The 19,891-nt window shown below is 59.4% G+C and carries 15 protein-coding genes; 9 read left to right on the plus strand and 6 right to left on the minus strand.

What is annotated here, in order from left to right:
* Positions 1-431: 431 nt before the first annotated feature.
* The 5 genes from AC1DYO_RS03300 to AC1DYO_RS03320 all read right to left on the minus strand — a co-directional run bounded on the left by AC1DYO_RS03300 (position 432) and on the right by AC1DYO_RS03320 (position 8,342).
* The gene (locus tag AC1DYO_RS03300; protein ID WP_477260260.1) at positions 432-2,414 is read right to left on the minus strand and encodes a pYEATS domain-containing protein; all 1,983 of its coding nucleotides are present in this window, start codon (positions 2,412-2,414) and stop codon (positions 432-434) included.
* Complete coding sequence (locus AC1DYO_RS03305; protein WP_477260262.1) at positions 2,404-3,531, minus strand: caspase family protein; 1,128 nt, start codon at positions 3,529-3,531, stop codon at positions 2,404-2,406. The genes AC1DYO_RS03300 and AC1DYO_RS03305 overlap by 11 nt, the downstream gene beginning before the upstream one ends.
* Before the next feature lie 11 nt (positions 3,532-3,542).
* Positions 3,543-5,045: a hypothetical protein gene (locus AC1DYO_RS03310; RefSeq protein WP_477260265.1), complete on the minus strand. Its 1,503-nt coding sequence runs from the start codon at positions 5,043-5,045 to the stop codon at positions 3,543-3,545.
* Between the two features lie 302 nt (positions 5,046-5,347).
* Positions 5,348-6,685 carry a hypothetical protein gene (locus AC1DYO_RS03315; protein WP_477260267.1) on the minus strand — a complete coding sequence of 446 codons (1,338 nt, stop codon included), beginning with the start codon at positions 6,683-6,685 and terminating at the stop codon, positions 5,348-5,350.
* Between the two features lies 1 nt (position 6,686).
* A complete protein-coding gene (locus AC1DYO_RS03320) occupies positions 6,687-8,342 on the minus strand; it encodes an AfsR/SARP family transcriptional regulator (protein WP_477260269.1) in 1,656 nt (551 codons plus the stop codon).
* Positions 8,343-8,702: 360 nt separating this feature from the next.
* Here AC1DYO_RS03320 and AC1DYO_RS03325 point away from each other — a divergent pair, with 360 nt between their 5' ends.
* The 9 genes from AC1DYO_RS03325 (at position 8,703) to AC1DYO_RS03365 (ending at position 19,217) form a co-directional block, all read left to right on the plus strand.
* The gene (locus AC1DYO_RS03325) at positions 8,703-9,113 is read left to right on the plus strand and encodes a hypothetical protein (RefSeq protein ID WP_477260271.1); all 411 of its coding nucleotides are present in this window, start codon (positions 8,703-8,705) and stop codon (positions 9,111-9,113) included.
* A 106-nt stretch (positions 9,114-9,219) separates the two neighbouring features.
* Positions 9,220-9,474 (plus strand): hypothetical protein, encoded by a 255-nt coding sequence (locus AC1DYO_RS03330; RefSeq protein ID WP_477260273.1) that lies wholly within the window; start codon positions 9,220-9,222, stop codon positions 9,472-9,474.
* Between the two features lie 492 nt (positions 9,475-9,966).
* Positions 9,967-11,097, plus strand: coding sequence for a catalase family protein (locus AC1DYO_RS03335; RefSeq protein WP_477260275.1), 1,131 nt, complete (start codon positions 9,967-9,969; stop codon positions 11,095-11,097).
* Positions 11,098-11,150: 53 nt separating this feature from the next.
* On the plus strand, positions 11,151-12,380 hold the full coding sequence (locus tag AC1DYO_RS03340) for a hypothetical protein (protein ID WP_477260277.1): 1,230 nt from the start codon (positions 11,151-11,153) through the stop codon (positions 12,378-12,380).
* A 20-nt stretch (positions 12,381-12,400) separates the two neighbouring features.
* A complete protein-coding gene (locus tag AC1DYO_RS03345) occupies positions 12,401-13,009 on the plus strand; it encodes a hypothetical protein (protein ID WP_477260279.1) in 609 nt (202 codons plus the stop codon).
* Between the two features lie 58 nt (positions 13,010-13,067).
* Entirely contained in the window at positions 13,068-14,981 is a 1,914-nt protein-coding gene (locus AC1DYO_RS03350) for a LodA/GoxA family CTQ-dependent oxidase (protein ID WP_477260280.1), read from the plus strand.
* 566 nt (positions 14,982-15,547) lie between these two features.
* The gene (locus tag AC1DYO_RS03355) at positions 15,548-16,084 is read left to right on the plus strand and encodes a hypothetical protein (protein WP_477260282.1); all 537 of its coding nucleotides are present in this window, start codon (positions 15,548-15,550) and stop codon (positions 16,082-16,084) included.
* Positions 16,085-16,134: 50 nt separating this feature from the next.
* Positions 16,135-17,517: a hypothetical protein gene (locus AC1DYO_RS03360; RefSeq protein WP_477260284.1), complete on the plus strand. Its 1,383-nt coding sequence runs from the start codon at positions 16,135-16,137 to the stop codon at positions 17,515-17,517.
* Positions 17,514-19,217, plus strand: coding sequence for a Dyp-type peroxidase (locus AC1DYO_RS03365; RefSeq protein ID WP_477260286.1), 1,704 nt, complete (start codon positions 17,514-17,516; stop codon positions 19,215-19,217). The genes AC1DYO_RS03360 and AC1DYO_RS03365 overlap by 4 nt, the downstream gene beginning before the upstream one ends.
* A gap of 35 nt (positions 19,218-19,252) precedes the next feature.
* Here AC1DYO_RS03365 and AC1DYO_RS03370 read toward each other — a convergent pair whose 3' ends face one another.
* Positions 19,253-19,819: a hypothetical protein gene (locus AC1DYO_RS03370; RefSeq protein ID WP_477260288.1), complete on the minus strand. Its 567-nt coding sequence runs from the start codon at positions 19,817-19,819 to the stop codon at positions 19,253-19,255.
* Between the last annotated feature and the right edge of the window lie 72 nt (positions 19,820-19,891).

Raw genomic sequence — 19,891 nt, forward strand, 5'->3', positions numbered from 1 at the left:
ATTCACATCCCTTTTCGACATTGTAAAGGTAAAATTCGCCATCATCGTTCTGATCGACTGCAGATAACCTCCACAGGTTCCGTCAATCTCATTTCAACGACGGCGGCCCAATCCAGATGCGAACCTCCCTTAAGACGAAACCCCTCCGGCCTGAACCATCCGGGCGGCGTCATGATGTGCTGTCGCACTGGATTGGTGCGCGGCTGAACGCTGCGCTCGAGCCGACGGAAGTAGCCCTCTCGCAAGTGCGAGAAGGTGTCCATATGTTCAAAGTTATGCACCTAGAACAGCCACAAATTGAACATTGCGACCGGGATCCGGCGCATTGCCGTTCGGCAGCATTTGGCCGGAAGCAAGCTGTCTGCTCCCAGGCAGCGATAAACAGCCCAACAGGCTTGACATCAAACGGCAGGAACCTGGCAGCCTCGTTGTTAGCGTTCCCGCACAATCCTGGGAGCGCCGTCCAATTTCGTGAGGTCAAGTTCAAGTTCGACACCATGGGCCGGGATCCATACACCGAGCGTGAACCCGCCCCAGACGGTCACTGCCAACTTCGCCACGCGAGCCTTAAAATTCGTGGTCTTGAGTGGTGGATTGAAACTGTCGTGGAGATGGAACTGGACCTCCTCACCATCGCGGCCAGGTCCCTTCACGCGCAAAACGATTCGCACCCAATTCTTCGAGATGGTCTTCTCGAACTCGGCGGAAGCCGTAAATCCCCCACGGCTCGCATTGCCTCCGAACCTGCCCTTCTGCAGGTCGTTTTTGTACCGGATGCGACGCGCGAGGCCAGGCGCTTGCTCGCTTGAGCCGCTCGTAGTGTCTGGGACGTTCGAGTCCGAAGTCAACGACAGCGCCGACGCGGCCGCGACGTCGAGCGCTGCGCTCGTGTTCAGGAGCCGCTTTCGAAGCAGGCGAGATGGCAAGCCCAGCGCAACTGCCAGATCGGTGATGGTGCTGGCCGACACGGTTGTCGCGTTTGGCAATACGAGTTGCATTGCGCGCAGCGCAGTCGCTTGGATCTCGGGACTTAGGGCACCGAGCCCCTTGGCGAGTGTACGACGCAGGCCTTCGGGTTGGACAAGGGACGCGACCTTGTCCGCGACCTGAACTATCAGCGACGGCAAATCTTCCACGGCAGGCCCGACGGGCTTGAACTTCGCCTTCGCCGCTGCCAGTTGCCAGCAAAGCCATGGCAGACTGCCACCAGCCGATCGCGCGGTGGCGACAATCGCCGACCCCCGCACGGCGTCAGGGCGTTCAACGCTTTCTTCGATCGCCCATCGCCAGGCGCATTCGAGCATCGGCGGCGCTTCAATGCGCGAGGGCCGTTTCGCCGATTTGTCCGTGTCGAAGGCGTGCGGATTAAGGCGCTGCAGCTCCCAGCCGGCAGCAGTTGCGTCGGTTGGCAATCCTCGCTGCGATGGGTCGGCGATCCAATCGCGAAGGCGTCCGATCCAGGATTGGTCCAAGGTAGGTGAACGGCCGCCCTGCGGAGCTTCGCTCGCTATAATCGACCCGCCGCGCTCCAACGCAGACAGGGCGACAAGGGCGCCATAGAGCTTGAGGAGCGGGTCGGTCTTGATGTCATCAAGCACAGCCACCACGTCGGCGGAGAGCGAGTTCGTGCCATTCGCAAGATCGAACAGCATCAAACCGGCCAACCGCACGCGCTCGCGAACACGGACGTCATCCTCGTCGCCGCGTACCGTCACGATCGCAGTGCGCGCTGGATCGATCCCAATGCTGTCCTCTTCGTGGAATTCGTCGCCATCGGCCACGATCAGTTTCGTACGCGAGACGGTGAGGAAAACCAGCGTCTGTCTGCCCGCGAGCGCGGGGACGCTCTGTCCCAGCCGTTCGCCAAGGATCGACAGGAAGCCGATGTGGTAGCGTCCCGGTCGGACGCTGTAGCAGTGCGCACGCTCCCCGCCGCCGAGCTTCAGATTCGGCGCATCGTTGGGATTGATCTGCATCGCGACCTGCTCGCGATCGTAGAGCCGCAAATCGAGATGTCCGACGCCTTTGAGCACATCAGCTTCACCTGTTACGACAAGAACGATCGTGGTTTTATAGCTTTGCGCGGACGGCCTGACCGCGCTGTACACAGCATCTACGAGCGCGTTGCGATCGCTCGACCTGGAGCCAAGTGCTACTGCGGGGTTCAAATCCCTCGGATCGAATGTGACGTCGACCTTGTCCTGGCTGCCGTCGAGACGCACGATCGTCTGCGACTGCTGGCCGGCAGAACTCCATTCAACGAGATAGAGGCCCTGAGCCAACTCTTCTTCGAAACGTTCGGTGCCGCGGCCAATCTCTGCGAGTGCCCCGTCGAGCACTCGAATCACGATCCCCGGGCGCGCGACCAATGAGAGATTAATTCGGGGCCGCGGCGGCAGGCTTTCAGCCGACATAAACAGGCTCCGCGCTTGGATGCTTGAACATTGCATAGCGGCCACTGCCGTCGGCAACCTCGATCGAATAGAGGCCCGGCGCGAGCGGCGGCGTTTCTATTGTGGGGCCGGCAACCACGAGCAGCGGAATTCCGAGCAGCGGCATGTTGCCTCCACCCTTGAGGATGAGCTGAGTGCCGTTGGGAAGAGCGTAGACATTGATGACACGGCCGGTTGGCATCGCCGCTCCGGCAACGTGGCCCTGGACGATAAGCGGGCCATCTCCATCGGGCTGAAACCACATATTGGGCTTCTGACCCGAATCAGTGAAATCCTTGATGTTATCAAGGACATATTGTTTGAGCGGCGCGGCGTAGAGCTCGCTCAAAGCACCCGTCCGGTGCGTGCGCAAACCGCGCATGAGCACGCTTGAAAAGGCACCCCGAACCGGCTGCTGAGCGGTTTCATGCGCCAGCATGTCGTCCTGCGCGGCGTAGGCAATGCTGTGCGACTCGGTCGGTTGGCCGCTATAGTCGGATACGGGCTGAGCCATCAACGTTGAACGGGCCGTCTGCTTGCGACAGCAATCGGTGAACAGTATTGCCTCGTTGAAGCGGTCGTTAAGGAGCGCCCTCCGGAAGCTGTCGCATGGAACGAGACCGGCGGCGAGATTGCCGTTATTGATCGGCCTGAAGTCACCGGCGAGGAAGCAGGTTTCCTCACTGCGGTCGACAGTCTTAGCCCGAATGCCATGGCCAGCCAGAAACACGAAGACGCGACGCGTTTCGGCATTGCCATCTTCCATGGCCTGTGCACGAAGCGTGCGTCCAACGCTCTCGATCGTGGTGGTGATTTCGAACGCGTTTGGCGCGCGCGTTTGATCGGGCGCAGCCGAGCCTAGATCAACATTGTACCATTCAGGCGGCCCGCCCGCGATATAGGCCTGAAGCCGACCTTGGGGTGCTGCAGGCCACGGATATGTCCAGAAGAAGAGGCACTCCTGAGCAACGTTGCCACCGGCCGGGTCCAGTGCCCAATCGGCAAAGTCGCAAGCGTCGGCAACTGCACCGTGCAAAGCCTCCTGCTTCGCCAGCGGGGGATATTCATTGATTCCGACAACGATTGCCCAGCTACCCATCGCCCGGCGGCCTAAAAAAGCGCACGGACGGTCGCGAGCGTCAAAGGCTCGTTGTCGAAGTCACCATGGCTGTCGGCCACGGACACGCCGGGTGTTGGCGATGAGATGATGCCATGGCCCGCCCCCTGGAAGAACGTCGCGATTGACTTAGTCGCGGCCTGTTCGGCGGCGTCGAGACCCGACAGGTTGGAAAAGCGCTGCATTCCAAGAATTGGTGCGTCAGGATAGGCCTTGGCGTTCATCTCCTCAAACATTCCCGACACCAGATACAAGAGCGAGCTTGGATAGATGTAGCCCCTATCGTGGCCGAGCACCGCATCGGCTCGCTCAAGCTCATCTGTCATAGTAATCATGCGACAGCGTTCGATCATGCTGCCGGCAGTATCGAGCACCTTGGCAAAGAGGGTCTCGCGAACAGCCGGCGCAAGCAGAAATAGCCTGACTTTTTTCCCGAGGCCCGCCGCCGTGGCAGCGAGCAGAAACTGCGACGCCCAGATAGACCCAGCGCTGTGGCCGCTAATGACAAAATCCTGGGGCGTATGCGCCTTAATGATGTCGATGAGTGTGCTTCCAAGCTTACCTGGCCCGAAATGGTCGGCAGCGTCCTGCGCCATCATACCCCACACCTTGGCGCCGACCAGGTCGCCGTAGAACTCGCTGCACACCTCCTCGACGATCGTAGCATGGAGGCCGTGGTCCCGGCCGCTGCGAAAGCGTTTGAAGCACCGGATTGCGACCTGACCAGCGTGAGAAATCAGGAAAGTGCCGACAGAGATGATGCCGCGAGGCTTGCCTCCTACTGCAGGAGGAGGGGTGACCTCTCCTTGAATGTCGTCATCCAGTCGCTCCAGCATCTTCTGGCCCTCGGTAATGTCAGCGCCTACCGAGGGTGCGCGTGCCCCACTGGGCACATTGACCGCCTCATCGATATCGGCGGCAACGCTCTGAAAGGAACCGTCTTCTGCTAGCTCCCTCTGGAATTCGATCGCGAGTTCGCCATTGGTCTGCGCGGCCATGATCGTTGCCCGCGTGCCCGGTGGCAGACCAGGTGCCATGTGAACGTCGACGTCGTTGAAAGGCCGCTCGCCAGCCTTTCCCGTCAGTCGCCGGTGGATCTCTGCCTCGTTGATCGAGAAGGAACCCGGGCCACGTGCGCCAAGTTCAGGCACGCCAAGCTTCTTGGCAACGAAGCCGATGAGCTTACGCAGGATTGTCTGATAGAGCCGATCGTCGTGGACAAGATTGGTCCAGTTGGTCTTGATGGTTTCTAATGCTCCGGTCCGCCAGATTACATAGACCTGCGTCCATTCAGGCCCGAGTTGCCAACTATTTTGACCACTCCCGGAGAGACGCTCGGCTGCAGCCAACCCCGAGGCTTCATCGACCAGACCTCCGTGGAGGTGGAGCAGTAGTTTGGCGTTGGGTTTCTCGAGCTCGGTGGCAAGATCAGACAGCATCTGCTCTTGTCCTGGATCAGCAGTGCCATTCCGGGTCAAAATTTTGAAGACGGTCATAGCGGCGCTCCCCCTTACAGCGCTGCAACGGTCGGTGGAGTGGCCTCTCGGTTCCGTCAACCGCCACACTACAATAAAAACGAGCGAATAGAAATCAGCAAACTGCAGAAACGCGGCGGTAAAACTGTGTGAACGTAGAGGTAATGTCGCCGAGACAGATCAGATACATCCAATTCGGCGTACTCTCATAGTACAGACGGCGGAAAATTGGCCCGCCTCGCTTCAGACGTTCCAGTCCCAAATCGCTGGAGACCAAGGCCGTCGCGCCGAGCGGTTGAGGCTCTAGCCACTCCATGAACGCGCTACTCGCGTGGCAGGGACTGAATTTTGCGCATTCCTTGGGAGACCATCACCTTTTCGGCGCTTTGCGGAATGCACATGGGGCCGGCGAAATAGCCGGCCTTGGCGCATATCGCTGGTGTCGTGCCAGCCATCGCGCCGTCCGCACATGCCTGACACATGCGCTCAATGGCGGCACGCACCTGCAAGGAATAATCCAGGGCTGCAACAGCAGGCGGATTGGCCGGCTGGAATACCTCACCCGGCTTGATATTCCTAAACCAAAGATCGATGTGCGCAGCAACCGCTGCAGCGTCGCTGAGATCAACTGGATTTTTGCCTGGCTTCGCGATGCCCACTGTCGCAAGCGGCAACCGTGCCGCTGCGTGGCAAGAAAGGCAAGACGAGTTCAAATTGTCGGCCGGGCCATTAGCGCGTCCCTGGAAGCCGAGGAACGGCCGCTCTTTCCAGCCAGACAGCTTCGCGCTTATGGCCGGATTGATCCAACTTTCTTTGATATCGTCACTAACCACACCCTCGTCGTTGGCCCACAACAACACCGCCGGCACAAGATTGTCGAACAGGCCATCGCCTTTGAGCGGACCCATCCAGACAAAGGTGCCGAACACCCAGCCTGTCTTGCTGGCATTGTGGTCGCGAATGGCGATGTCGAGTTGAAGCATGTTAACATCGCGTGTCTTGCGACCGCTGGTGTCGGCGGGAAAGCCGATGCCTTCGGGATCGATATGGGCCTTGTAGACGGGCCCCCCATTCAGATAGTCGACTTGACCCGCGAATTTGCCCAAATTCGCGTCGGTAAACAGGAATTTTATCGCGACGCTTCCCTCGGCGAACAGCAGTTTTTCAGGCACTGCCGGAGAGCAAGGATCGGCAAAGACTTGGTGGAGCGTAACCGCACCAGGTTCATTGTAGAAGTTGACGGCCCACACTTGCGAACCTGTTTGCGATGTTTGCGAAAGCTGATGCGTTCGAGGCGCCAATTCCTTAGTCAATCCCATTAAGGGCTCGCGTCCGAACTTGTCGTAGTCCATCCATTCCGACATCCACCAAGGCTCACTGCCGGTGCCGACCAAGCTGTTAGCTTTGAAATGAAAAAACGGACGTACCGAGTCCAGAACAGCCGCCATATAGCGCTCGGGTTCGGTCGCAAATGGAATTGTGTTCCATGCCGGCGCACCGGCCGACGAGGACGCCGGGTAGTCGGTGCGCCACGCGGCGACCGGCGAGATGCCGGCGTCGTACATGGTGCTTTGCGAAAAAGTCTTGCAGCGAGCTGTGGCCGTGCCAGATGACAACGCAAGCATACCGGCAATGAGAAAGATGGTGATGGGTATCCGCATGTCAGTGATGCTCCAAAAGCGCGGCCATGCCTCTACGCAAGCGTCCTTCGACGTTGTCTATCAGCGGAATGCGCCGCATCGTGTTGACCGGATAGCTGCCGTCCAAAAGGAACTTCATTTCGAAGGAGGGCTCAATTTGCCTCAGTTCTCGCAAGGCACCGCGAAAGCCCAGACCGTCGTCGGTGGAGGCCTTCAACGCGACAAGGTAGCGACGCGGCGGTGCAAAATTCGGGGACAGCTGGGCAGCCGCTCGCGCATGGCGCATCGCCAACCAGTAGTCCCCCAGGCCAGCCGCAGCGATGCAGCCATAGAACTCGAAAAAGTACGCGGCCCGGGTTCCGGCGCTCAGATCGATTGCGCGACGGGCTGATCCGTATCCGGCTCCATAGTCCGACGTCGCGGTCTGAAGATTGGCCAGTGCTGCCCAAGCCAACGCATTCAGCGGATTGGCTTGGAGAGAGCGCTCTGCAAGGCGCAATGCCTCCCGGGTGTCACCGCCGAACAGATACTGCGTATGGGCGCCAACGCACTGCGCTAGCGGGTCGTCTGGAAACGCGTCGAGCGCCCGGGCCGCGAACGCGGCGCCGCCTTCGGGGCAAGGCAGGTAATCGCAGGTCATGTGTTGAAAATGGCTGATTTGACGAATGAGACCGCGCCACGCCAGCGGCCCGCCGCGTGGGGATATCTCAAACGCCGCCGCGCACTGGCGATCGGCGAGTGCGAGGTTCTCTTTGTCGAGTGTCATAGCGAGGAGTCGCGCGCTGTTGAAAAGCCCAAGCGCCAAATCGTGTCCATCGGCTGGGCCGTTGCCGCGCGCCAACACATCAACCACTGCATCCGCGGCACGCGAGACCAATGAGCAGAATTCGTAGGATGTCGCGGACTCATCGGCGTTCAATACCAGTTGTGCGGTCTCGGCCCAAAAGACGCAGCCGCTGCTTGCGTCGCCAATTGTTATCGAGAGCCCGCTTCTCGAAGAGCCATCCCGAACGACGATGCGCATAGCAACCATCGGCACCGAACGCTCCAATGCCTCGCATTCGGATACGGTGCCGGCCTCACAAAAAGTCACTGAATCGACCTCGGCGCCGACGGCTTTCGCGGTCAAATCGAAGAATTTGCTGGCGAGTTTCCGGGCTGGCCGGCTTTCGCCGCAATCGGCTATGAACGCAACTGTCCTACGACGCTCCAACATCAGGCCAGGTTTCGCGGGACGGTGGTCGGCCGCGTTTAGATAAGATTTTGGGCCCGCAAGACGCCGCCCACGAAGCCAGTCGTTGAAACGCGGGTCGGCGATGACCAAGTCCTCGAACAACTCAGTATCCATCAAAACTGAATCCGACGACGATGGCCGCTCAAACGAGATCCGGAACAACGAAGCGTCGAGGGCAACAGATTGCCTGTCGCAATGCAATGTGGGGCAATTCGGTCCGAGCTGTCGCCTTATATCGCTGAGAGCTTGGCGAAGGCTGGCAGCGGCCTGATCGTTGCCCCGATCGCTCCAGAGCTTGTCCTGCAGCCAGGCTCTGCCGCGCGAAAATCCCGGCGAAAAAGCCAACAAGGCTATGAGCCCGCGAGCTTTTTGGGATCGCGGGCTATGATCCACTCCAATTGCATCCAAGAGTCTAAATCGCCCGAACGCACGCAGCGTCAGCATGCCCGCCCCCCCACGCAACATCGAACTCTACTTTGCGAAGCTATGCCCACCGCCGGCATCACCGACACCGGCTACAGAAAAGGTAGCAACAGCTTGGTCAATTGGGAAGCGCTTACTGGGGTTCGACCCTTCAAATATTTTTGGAAGCTAATGAACTCATGGGAGAGGAAAGATTGCCGATTTTTCGAGGGTGGCATCGATCGTGCCATTAGTTTTGGATCGACTTTCGCAGATGGGATCCTCCAAGAGCCGAACTGCCATCAATTTCACGATTTATTCACGCGCAACAAATTCGACGGCGAGCTATCGTCGCTAATCAATCCATGCCTGCACAATCAATAGGATAGACAGGAGGAAGTTATGCAGTCGCGCGTCTATTCTGTCGACGAAGTCCACGTCGAAGGCCTAATCGTAATCCCTGAAAACCCTCCCGCCATCGCCGTGTCGGCTAGAGGGACCGTGCCCACGACGGGATGGACTGGGCCAGATCTTGCGCCTTGGATCTACATAGTTCCACCAAAGGACGGGATTCTGGACCTGGATTTCGTTGCAACCCAGCCAACGGGCATAGTGGCGCAGGTGGTCTGCCCCATCGCCGTAACCAAGGCTTTCGCAATTCCCGCTTGGGTCGTGGGCGTGCGTGTCCACAGCTCGACGAACACGGTCGAGGCTAAGCTTTCTGGCAGCAGGAAGTGGAGCGAGGCAGAGAAAGCAGGGGAGGGCATGCCATCGCCGTGGCCGTTCCCGTTCTGGGCGCCTCGCAGCAAGTGATTTTGATCGCAGGACGGCCGGCCGCGGGACAGCCCCTTGGCCCGACCAATGCCGGAGACAGATGATGGACCTCCCAAATTCGATATCTATAAGAAATCTGGACAAATTGGTTCCCAAGGCAGTTGCCTCGGCTCTCAAGAATTCCAGCCTCAAAGGGATAAAGGCAGCGCCGACATTTCTTCCAGGGCATGGCATCATTGGCTTTGTCGTGAGGGATCTCGATACGAAGCCGTTCGACGCGGCAGCAGCCCATGCACTGTCAAGCCAGGTCGCCACCACGATTGGCCAGGGCGCCATTCCGGCGACGCTGTTGTTAGGCCCCGACATAGTGGTTGGCTTCTTCCCGGCCGAACCCATCTGAAGGTGCGGCTATGTCGCAAGGCTCCGGCTCCGCATCGCTATGCCCAAGCGCACAGCCGCAAATGAAGGATGCCATGGTCTTGGGTGTCGTCCTTCCGACCGAGACTGCGAACAAAGTTGCCTACTTGAACGAGGCGCTCCCAGCCAGCGAGGAGGTTCTGGCAACCGCTGCACCGGCGCCCCCAACGCAGATCTTCCGGTTTTCGGCGATCTGCGAAGAGCGCAAATGCCTGCATTTCGACGGCGTCGAATGCAACCTGGCCTCTCGTATTGCCAGGCAGCTTCCGGCAGCAGTCGACAAACCACCCCCCTGCACCATACGCCGCTCCTGCAGGTGGTTTGCGCAAGAGGGATGGGCTGCATGCTTCAGATGTCCGCAAATCGTTACAGCCGGATTTGCAGGGGATGCCAAGGTAGCCTCCATAGCCATGCCTGAGAAAAGGCTGGGTAACCCCGGTCCAACACCTGTCGGACCAGCCGTGCCGATGAAGTGATGCTCGGCATCACCGCATCTACGGCGGGTGCCAACGTGAAGAGTTCAAGCCCGCCCAGGGGAGATGTGATGGTCAGGTCACTCATCGAATTAAACGAGGACGGGCAAACGGCTTTGGCCGCGCGGCAGTCAGACTCGCACCAGCTTGGCGCTGGCGCGGCCGCCAATCCCTGCCAGGTGTCCTTTCGCGAGGAGACGCGGCGACTTTTCGTCGATGTGGTGCAAAGGCACTTCATAGCCTCAGGCGAGCGCCCTGCGCCAAGGCCGGTATTCCGGAAGCTTCACGGCATCGCGAAGGGAACTCTTCGTATTGATTCCGAAATTCCGGAGCGGTTCAGGCAAGGCCTGTTGTCCTACCGCGAGTTTACCGCCTGGGTTCGATTCTCGAGCGACACTTCCCCCGATACGGCCGACGCAGCTCGATCGACGCTTGGGATAGGCATCAAACTTTTTGGCCTCAGATGTGAGACGCTGGACGCCGACGATCCGAACGCCGGAACGGCCGACCTGGTGATGCAGAACCATGACCGGTTCTTTGTCGATACGGGAGCAGACTTCTGCGCGTTCACTGATGCGGCATTGCACGTTGCTTTCGATGCCTATCTTGCCCAGCATCCGGAAACGAAAGTCGTTCTCGATGAAATGACGAAGAATGAAAGCAGCGTGTTGAGTGCTACCTACTGGAGCGTGCTCCCCTACGCTTGTGGACCGGAAGCCATCGTGAAGTATCGGCTCCGGCCGATGACGTCTTCAGGCCAGCCCGCGCCGGGAACCGATCCCAATTTTCTGAAAACAGATCTCACCCATCGCCTCTCGTCAAACGACGCAGTCTTCGAATTTGCTATCCAGCCGTTCTCGACAGACGCGGAGACGCCAATCGATGCAGCCACGCGGCGCTGGCAGACACCGTTCGTGCCAGTTGGCACGCTCGTCATCGAACGACAAGACGTCAACCGGGCAGGACAGGAATCCTACGGCGACAATTTGTCCATCAACCCATGGCGCACGCCAATTGCCAATCGTCCGTTGGGATCGATCGCCGATTCCCGACGCATCACCTACCGCTCGTCGGCGTATGTGCGGCGAACGACGAACGGGGTTCCGGCTGTCGAGCCAGGAAGGCCGCGCTGAAGCGGGCGCCACCACGCTCAATGCGAAGCAAGATATGAGGGGGAAAAGTCCAAATGGTGTTCATTGACGTTCCAACCCCACGCCGGCGCTGGAAGGTATCGGGCAGCCCGCAGCCGGGCGGAATCGGGCTCGAGGTCCTGGGATTCGAAGTCACGCAGGCGATCCAGAACATGGCGCACGCTGTACGGCTGATTGCCGGAAAAACGACAGTGGTAAGGGTGTACGTCCAGCCCCGAGGATTGACTTCCAATATGCGGGTGCGAGGTGAGATCGTGATTTCCACCACGCCCGGGGCTCCCGGGTCGTACACAGCTTCGGCCAACGAGATATCTCTTCGGGCAACGCAGCATCCGACATTGGCCGAGCAACGGCGCGACGCTGCACTAACATTGAATTTCGTTCTGCCGTCGCCTCCTGTCGGCCCCATCAGCATCAGACTGAAGCGGATCCAACCGGTCTTGGGAGGTAATGATTTTCCAATACTGCCAGCCGATGAAATGAAGGTGGAATTCGCAGCAGCGCCCATACTGCGCATGAGAGTGCTTGGATTTCGCTACACTGACCCGAAACAAAATCCGCCTCAGAAGTTTGCGCCAGACGCCACCCATTTCGATCATCTGAAATCCTATCTCACACGCGCTTATCCGTCACAGGGCTTGGACTGGAGCCAAGCGGTCGTTGACGCGCCTACGAACTTTGTTCCGCCGTTCTCGGGGCAACAGCTGCCGGATGGATCCGATCCGCTCTGGTGGGCGCTCTTGGGGATCTTGCACCAGCAATTGCTGACCATACGGCAGGCCGACATCGATGCCGGCTGGGATCCGCGCACCCATTACTATGGCCTGGTATCGGACCATTCCGGGTTTTTCCGGGGAGCCTCCAACGATGTGCCGACCGCGCCCGCGCCCAACACGATTGCGGTTGGTCCGTGCGGCAAGGCCGGCGCCGGCTTTTGGGACGATGACGGCTCTTATGGCGACTGGTATGGCGCACACGAGTTGGCGCATACCTTCGGCCGGTTCCATCCGGGATTTTGCGACCAAAGCAGCGACGACCCGCATTTTCCGCATCCAGGTGGAGCGCTCTCCGACGCGGGCCAGGATTGCGTCGGTTTCGACGTCGGCGATGCCTCGCTAAATCTACCGATGCGCGCCTATCCGCGCGAGAACTGGAACGACTTCATGACCTATTGCGACAGGCAGTGGGTTTCCAAATATACCTATGACGGGCTCTTTGACAGGCTGGTTGCCGAAGATAGCCTGTTTGCTCCTAAGATCGCCTGACCGCACCGAGGAGGTCCGACATGGTACGCAAAATGGAATATGGCGACTGGGCTCAGATTGTCGGAACCTACGACATTGGCGCACGCCGCGGCGCAATCTTGTCGATGCTGCCAACCAAGGTGGCCTTCGCCTCGAAGGAGGGAGGGGACGATCGCGTCCGCCTCAAGGGGATCGATGACAAACAAAAGGTTATCTTCGATCTGGCCGTTAACCCGATGACCGCTTCCTGCGGTACGCCTGGAAGCAATCGGATGTTTGAGGAGTTTGTTCCTGTCACTCCATCGCTGCAACAGGTCAAGTTGTTCGTAGATGGCGTCGAGGCATCGCAATACGCGCCTGGCAGCCCCGTCCCGAAGGGCCAGGTAGAGCTCGCCCAACCTGTCAAAGGTCGAGAACATCATATTCCTCTGGCGGGCGATGCTCCAGCCGAACCCAACGTTTCTTACATGCTGCAGGTCCGTCCCCAAGGTGACGACCGCTGGCATACCATGGCCGTGGGACTTGAACGACCCAATGTTGCCGATGTCGATGTCAACCAATTCGCCGGGGCAAAGGCGATAGATGTGCGTGTACTGCGCAGCAATGGTCTTGAGACTGTTGAGATCTTTCAAGAACGACGCGATTTCTGAATGGGCTTAATTCGCCCTTCTCAAGTCGAGTGGCGAATGATCGGATCGGGTGGAGTAAATGACCAACACTGTCGTTCGTGCAGCGATTCATCCAGCGATCGGAATTGCTCGATTGGGCAGCAGCCCCGACGACTATCTGCTGGCGCCACAGGTCCCTCATCCGCCTGCGAGGCCGGTGGATGGTTCCCATGACAGCAGTGGCCGTCTCAAGCGCGAAGCAGTCGAATTTCGCATCTACGGCTATGACAAAGATAACAACGTTGTCTGCGAGCTCACTGCAGACAATGCAGATATTGTCTGGGCAGTGCATGTCGCCAACTCCAAGGCCGCCTGGTTCAAATTCCGCCATGCAATGGATTTGACGACGCTGAGCGACACGGTGGTGGAGCGGAGGAATCCAAAGATCACTGACCCCGGTGAGCGCCGGACACTGTTGATCGATCCGGGCAGCCGGTCGATATCTGGTCGCAATCAGGGCTGCCTGTTCGACACCGGTACTTTCAAGGGCGTCCCGGTGACCCTCGGCGAGCTCCGCACGACCGATCGCGGACGCCTGCTCTTCCTGGCAGGCCATGGCGTTTCAAACTCGCCCGGCGGGGCGCCGCCATATGTGGAGACCGACATCGACGCATTCGGGAATGCGGAAGATTGGCATGACGACGTAGCTGATGGGCCGGTGGATGCGAAAGTCTCCATAGACGGTATTGATGTACCGACCGAGGGCGCCTGGGTAACATCGGCGCCTCCCAACTATGCACCAGATCTCAAATCCTGGCGCTCGCTCTACGACGTGCTTGTCGATCTTTACGTCAAAGCCGGGTGGCTTCCTCAAAAAGCCAGCGTTTCATTTACTGACGACATCTATCCGGTACTCGACCGTCTCAGCGGCCTGCAGTGGGCAAACAAGGCTTTCTCAGCTGTGTTTGGCCACAACTCTCCATTCGATTTTCGTTCTGAAGGCAGGATAAGCCAGCTCAATCACATTCACGGCGGGGCAACCGTTGACGCCTTCAAGCCGCTGCGCATGGCGATATTCAAGATCTTTCGCGAACAAACCGATCACCTGTCCGACCCAGCCGCATGGCCTTGGCTCTATGGGGATTCTTACGGCACGGGACCGAACACGGATCCCTATCAGAATCTCGCCCTTGACGGTGAGCGACTACGCCACCTCAAAGTCTGGAGCGACGGCGATTTCATCGCCGATTGGGGCAAGGTCGCCGCTGCCGCAACCGAGATCGACAAGGTTCCCCTTGCCGATCAACCGACGACGCTTGATCGGGCGGCACTGGAATTTTGTGCGGCCGACGCGTTCCACCCGGGCATAGAGCTGACATGGCCCATGCGCCACCTCTCGATCTACTCCAAACCCTTCCGGATCATGCGTTCGACGACAACAGAGCCCGATTATGGGCCTCAGCTGGATGTCTCCACGGTGCTGGGGGCACAAGGCCCGCTTGGCGGGCAGTTTGCTGGCTCTCTGTCCCGCTGGATGCTGCTGCCCTGGCAAATCGATACCGGCGGCTGCCTTGCCGGGTATGATGACAGGCTCGAATTCGACGCGCCAAGCTTCTGGCCGTCGCGCGTGCCAAACAACGTTCTGGCACACGAGGACTACAAGAAGGCAATCGACACATCCGCGCCGCGTGAGGAGCGGGTGATTGCCTTCCTGACAAGACGAAGCTGGTTCTTCCCATTGGGCAGCCCCGCCCGGCAATGGGGTGAGCGCCTGATAACGGAATTCGGCAATATGGGCGTCCTCGAAGCGTATCCTGGACCCATCGGAGATCCGGAGATCCCGTCCACAATCTATGTCGAGACCCATCCCGCCACGAAAGACAAGATTATTGCCACCACCGCTGGCGCGGCTCCACCCAGGCCGATCTCGGAAGCAGATCAGCGAGCGCAATCGGCAGGTTTTGCCAGCGAGGCCGACAGGGCAGCGGTGCGCAGGATGCGCTTTGGCCGATGATCCCGTCAATGCCACGCATTGCGCGTATCGTTGGCGACGGGCCGGCCGCATTGGTGGCAGGGACCGTGCTGGCGCGTTGCGGTTGGAGGGTCACCCTCACCGGGCGTCAACGCCGACGCCCGCGTTCGGGTCGGATCGACTTGCTGGGCGGATCGGCACTCGCGACATTGTCGAGGCTCGGAATCACGCAAAGCGATGTTTCGACAGTGGCCAAAGAGTGTCCCGGAACGTTGTCGCTGTGGGATGGCCATGGCCCTCATGGTCATGACTATCTCACGACGCTACACGGCTCGGCGTGGGCTGTTGACCGCGCCGCTTTGGAAGCGCTGCTCGGCCGACGCGCCGAAGACGCCGGTGTCGTACGGACGTTCAGCGATTGCCTGTCAATATCGGGAAGCGAGACATCCGCTCCATACCAGGACGTTCCTGGCGAAGGATGGTGCATTCTCGCATCTGGACGCCTGGGTGTCCGATCCCGATTATTTGGGGGCTCAGCATACGACGACAGGCTGATCGCAATTGTAGCGGTCGGCGAAATCGATCATTCGCGGCCCGTGGACGGGCGATTGATCATTGAGGCCACCGAGGATGGATGGGCTTATGCAATTGCCGGACATAAAAACCGTATGTGCATAGCTGTCGTCACGGATGCGCAGGAACTGTCCGGTCAAACACCCAGAGGATTTGCTCTAAGGACAATCGAAAAGACAGACCAAATCGCCCGTATCGCAGATCGGTTGCGCCAACCGGTCCTTTTCCAGGCGGTTCCGGTTCCGTGTCGCTGGTTGCCGTTCAATGCCGGCCCAGGGATCCTGCGAATCGGCGACGCGCAGGTCAGCTTCGATCCCCTTTCGGGACGCGGGCTCTGGGAAGCCATTCGTCGGTCGGAAGAGGTGGCCTTGGCACTCGATAGCCGCATTGGCGAGCTGAGACTCCTCGAAGCGAAATCACGGTCGGCCTACCGGCGCTATTTGACCGAACGCCTAGGCTACTATCGTTCGGCTCGAGACAGATTCGGCACAGACTTCTGGTCGCGACGCCTGCGCGAACGTCCATCAAGGCCAAGCCAACCTGGCGGCGAACTGGCGCCTCCGCCATTTTGAGCGAGTGGCCTTCAAGTGCAAAATCTTATTCGCAACAAGGGGTAAAGCATATGGCTCAGACGTTTCTTCCACCCGCATTGCTGAAGGATTTTGACCGCTCGGCAGCACGCGCCCAATTGTACGATGACTGGCACCAGGAGATGGATCAACTGGCTGGCGTTGGCGCTCAAAGCTACCCAGCTGCCTTCAGCGCAATCAATCCGCCGGCCGGAAGCAAGCCGAAGCAGGCTAGCCCTGAGTGGACCGGATTGCCGCGAACCATCAAGCGTATTGTTGGCCCCTCGATCGCCGCTGCGGCTCGGCTGGTGGACGAGCCGCGACCGATCGGCGTCATGGATCCCGTCGACATGACAGCTTACGATCCTTTCAGGGACGCTGCCGGCGCGCCATACCAAGGACCGCTCTATAGATCGCAGGATGAGTATCTCGAGTGGGCCGTCCGTCGCGATGCAGATGGAGTGATTGAAGAGGTCGTCTTCACCTGCGAGGGTCCCGAGTATTGGGACCGGATAGCGAGCGACGAGAAACTGCTTGTGGCTCTCTATCGCGAAATCTGTGAAGACAAATCGGTCGTCCTCGACGATCTCGTCTTTGACCGGGATCTTACTTGGCGCAATCCGTATGGCGGCGGTGCGGCAGACAAATACCGCAAAGGTTCCTACAACAGATTCAATCGCTGGAACGCGGCACATGCGGTGCATCTAACGCATCCCGCCAACACACTGGGTGCCGAGATTACGCTCGCCCTTGAGGCCACCAAGCCGTATGGCAACCCGACCCCTGTCACCAGCGATCCCGACCTGATCTGCTGCGCGGCGTACGGTGGCATCAACAGGATGAGCGATCCCACGATCGGCTCTGGCGTCAACACGCAAGTGGTTCAGCTCAAGCGTCGCGTTGCCCTGAGGAGTCCGATCGGGTTGTACATCAAGGACATTCAGCCAACTGTCTTCACGCTGCCGGATGGGACGCCATTCGAGGGACAGCCGGATTGCTGGACAGTGCTGCGGCCCGATCCAAAGGACGTGACAGACATGATCGTGCGCGCACGATTTCGCGTTCCCGACGGCGTTACGTTGAAGGGTAAGCAACTGCGCGTGGGCGATTTGCTACTGCATGGCGAGCAAGTCGTGACCGGCGGACAGATTGCCGACGTCATCACGATGACCCTCTACGCGCTGGCTATTCCTGGGGCGCCAGCGCAAGAGGCAGTTGTTTGTCGTCTTGCTCCGTGTCGCGACACGACCCATCCGGATTTTATCCACGCCATCGGTTACGGGCAGGTCTGTCCTCCCGGTGGTGTGTCTCCGCAGGTGACCAGTATCCTCGCCGCGCAAAAGAGCGGAGCCGAGGCGCAATGGAAGCAAGTCTTTCCTGACATTGATGGCAGCACGCCACATCGCTACTCCCGCACCTCCATCTTCCCACGATGAGCGCCAGCTTTGAACTCGAGCCCGTATTGGACGCTGGCGAGATCCAGGGAAACGTCCTTGGCGGGTTCAACAAAGACTTACAGCTGTTTGTGTTTTTGCGGATTCCCGAGATGGAGGATCTCGGCCCCGTCAGAGCGTGGCTCACCCGTTGCGCAGATCGACTGACCTGGCTCGATGAGGTGGCGTCGTTCAAAAAGGCATACCATGCTCTCACAGGTGGCAAATCGGGAGCCGATCCCGGGCCATTGGCCTCGACGTGGATGAATATGGCACTCTCTTATCCCGCCCTGGTGCGTCTCGCGCCTGACGCCGCGCTGTTTGATCCGGTATTCAAGCAAGGCATGCCGTCTGCAGTTGGCAGGCTCGGCGATCCCTTGGATGCCGCCTTGCGCGGACATATCTCCCAATGGAAATTCGGAGCCTCCGGAAACGTCCCCGACATCCTCCTTATCATCGCAGCAGATCGGGATGGAGACCTTTTGGAGCGCCTGGAGCACGAGCAAAATCAAGCGACTGCCGCCGGCTTGGTGGAGATGCATGTCGACCGGGGGCGCGACCTCGGCCGCACAGGCGCCTCCTTTCCTTCAGGACGCGAGCATTTTGGCTTCAAGGACGGCGTTTCACAGCCAGCGGTTCGCGGACGGCTCGCTTTGAATGGAGACTTCCTCACGCCGCGAGACAATGCGAACGGCAGTAACACGAGCATCGACTATGCTTCGCCCGGCCGCCCGCTGGTGTGTCCCGGCGAATTCGTGCTTGGCTATCCGAGGCAGAGTGTGGCCAGCGGACGCGAGGCCGCCGAACCGTGGCCGATAGGCGAGCAGGATGCTTCAAGCGTCCTCCCCCGGCCGTCATCTGGCCCTTCATGGGCGAGGAACGGGTCGTTCCTCGTGTATCGCAGGCTCAATCAAGACGTGCCCGCCTTCAACCGCTTTCTGAGCGAGACCGCCAACGCGCTGGCAGAAAATCCTGAGTTCGCAGGCCTCACGCCGGAGAGATTGGGGGCGATGGTGATAGGAAGGTGGCGCAGTGGTGCGCCTCTCTTGCGCGCGACATTGGAGGACAACGACGCTCTTGCCAAAACGGCAGGCGCAAACAACGACTTTGACTTTCTCACCGACGAAGTGGCTAGCGACGGCTTTGCCCCAGCGGCCGGCGATCCCGCCGGCGAAATTTGTCCTGCGGCCTCGCATATCAGGAAGGTCAACCCGCGGGTCCTGGCAACGGACCAGGGTGGAGAGGTAAATTCGCTTGTACGACGCATCCTTCGTCGCGGCATCCCGTTTGGCGAAGCTCTGCCCATTGGGAGTGAGGACGATCCTGACAATGGCGACCGCGGCCTCTTGTTCTTGTGCTATCAAGCCTCGATCCGGGACCAGTTCGAATTCTTGCAGTCGTTTTGGGCCAATGACGATGCCAAGCCGACGCCGCAACTCACCGGTCGGGCTGGACAAGATCTGGTTATTGGTCAGGGGCGCGGTCATGAACGCGCCCGCTTCATGCTGGTGGGAGCCGAGCAATTCCGGATAGACGCGCCAACTGGCGTTGAATGGGTCTATCCGTCAGCCGGGGCGTATTTCTTCTCGCCTTCGTGCACCGCGATAAGACAGGTGCTTGGTGGTGCCGCAACTCGATCCTCGTCGAAACTGAGGTCACGGCGGGCGCGCAGTGACCGGGTTCGAATTCGCGCGCATCGGTGACAAAGATAGCCGTCCAAGAATGCTCAATGGCGACCTCAGACCGGGCCCGGGGACCGCCAGTCGCCGCAGACCACCTGGGCTTCAGTCGGTGGAAAAATTGAAAGTGCCGCAGAGGCCTTGGCTGTGGATGTCGTGGGCGCTCTCTTTGATCCAAAGACCGCCATCCCAAGCAGCGGAGAATCTCCAGACGACGATTTTTCAAGAAACACGACATATCGGGCCGGGTCAGATTTCGGATCGCCACAAAGCGTGTTGCGGTTCTTGAGAGTGCCTGGGTCTCGTGACATCTTGAAGACTTCCGCGGTCGCCTTCTTGTCGTCCGTCTCGTCCCACTGACGCCATGATGCACCCACCGAGGCCAGCTCCACTTTTTCACCGCTCTCGAATGTGATCGTCATCTTGCTGCCCGGGCTGGCGAAATCTGGATTCCCCGAGAGCCGTATCGTACCGGTGATCGACTCGGCGGTGCGGCTATACGGCCGGAAATTGCGCTTATCTTGCCAGACGTGATGTTCTGTAGCTGATTGGGCCAACACTGGATCGCAAACGAGGCTCACTGTGACGGCAAGGGCAACCGAACATCTGCGCTTCAAGCCCATCATTCCAATCCGCCTCTATGTCTATTTCACCATCTAAGATAGCAGCCCGGAAAGCCCATAAGAAACCCCATTTGC

The organism is Mesorhizobium sp. P2_F5 (assembly GCF_056403715.1).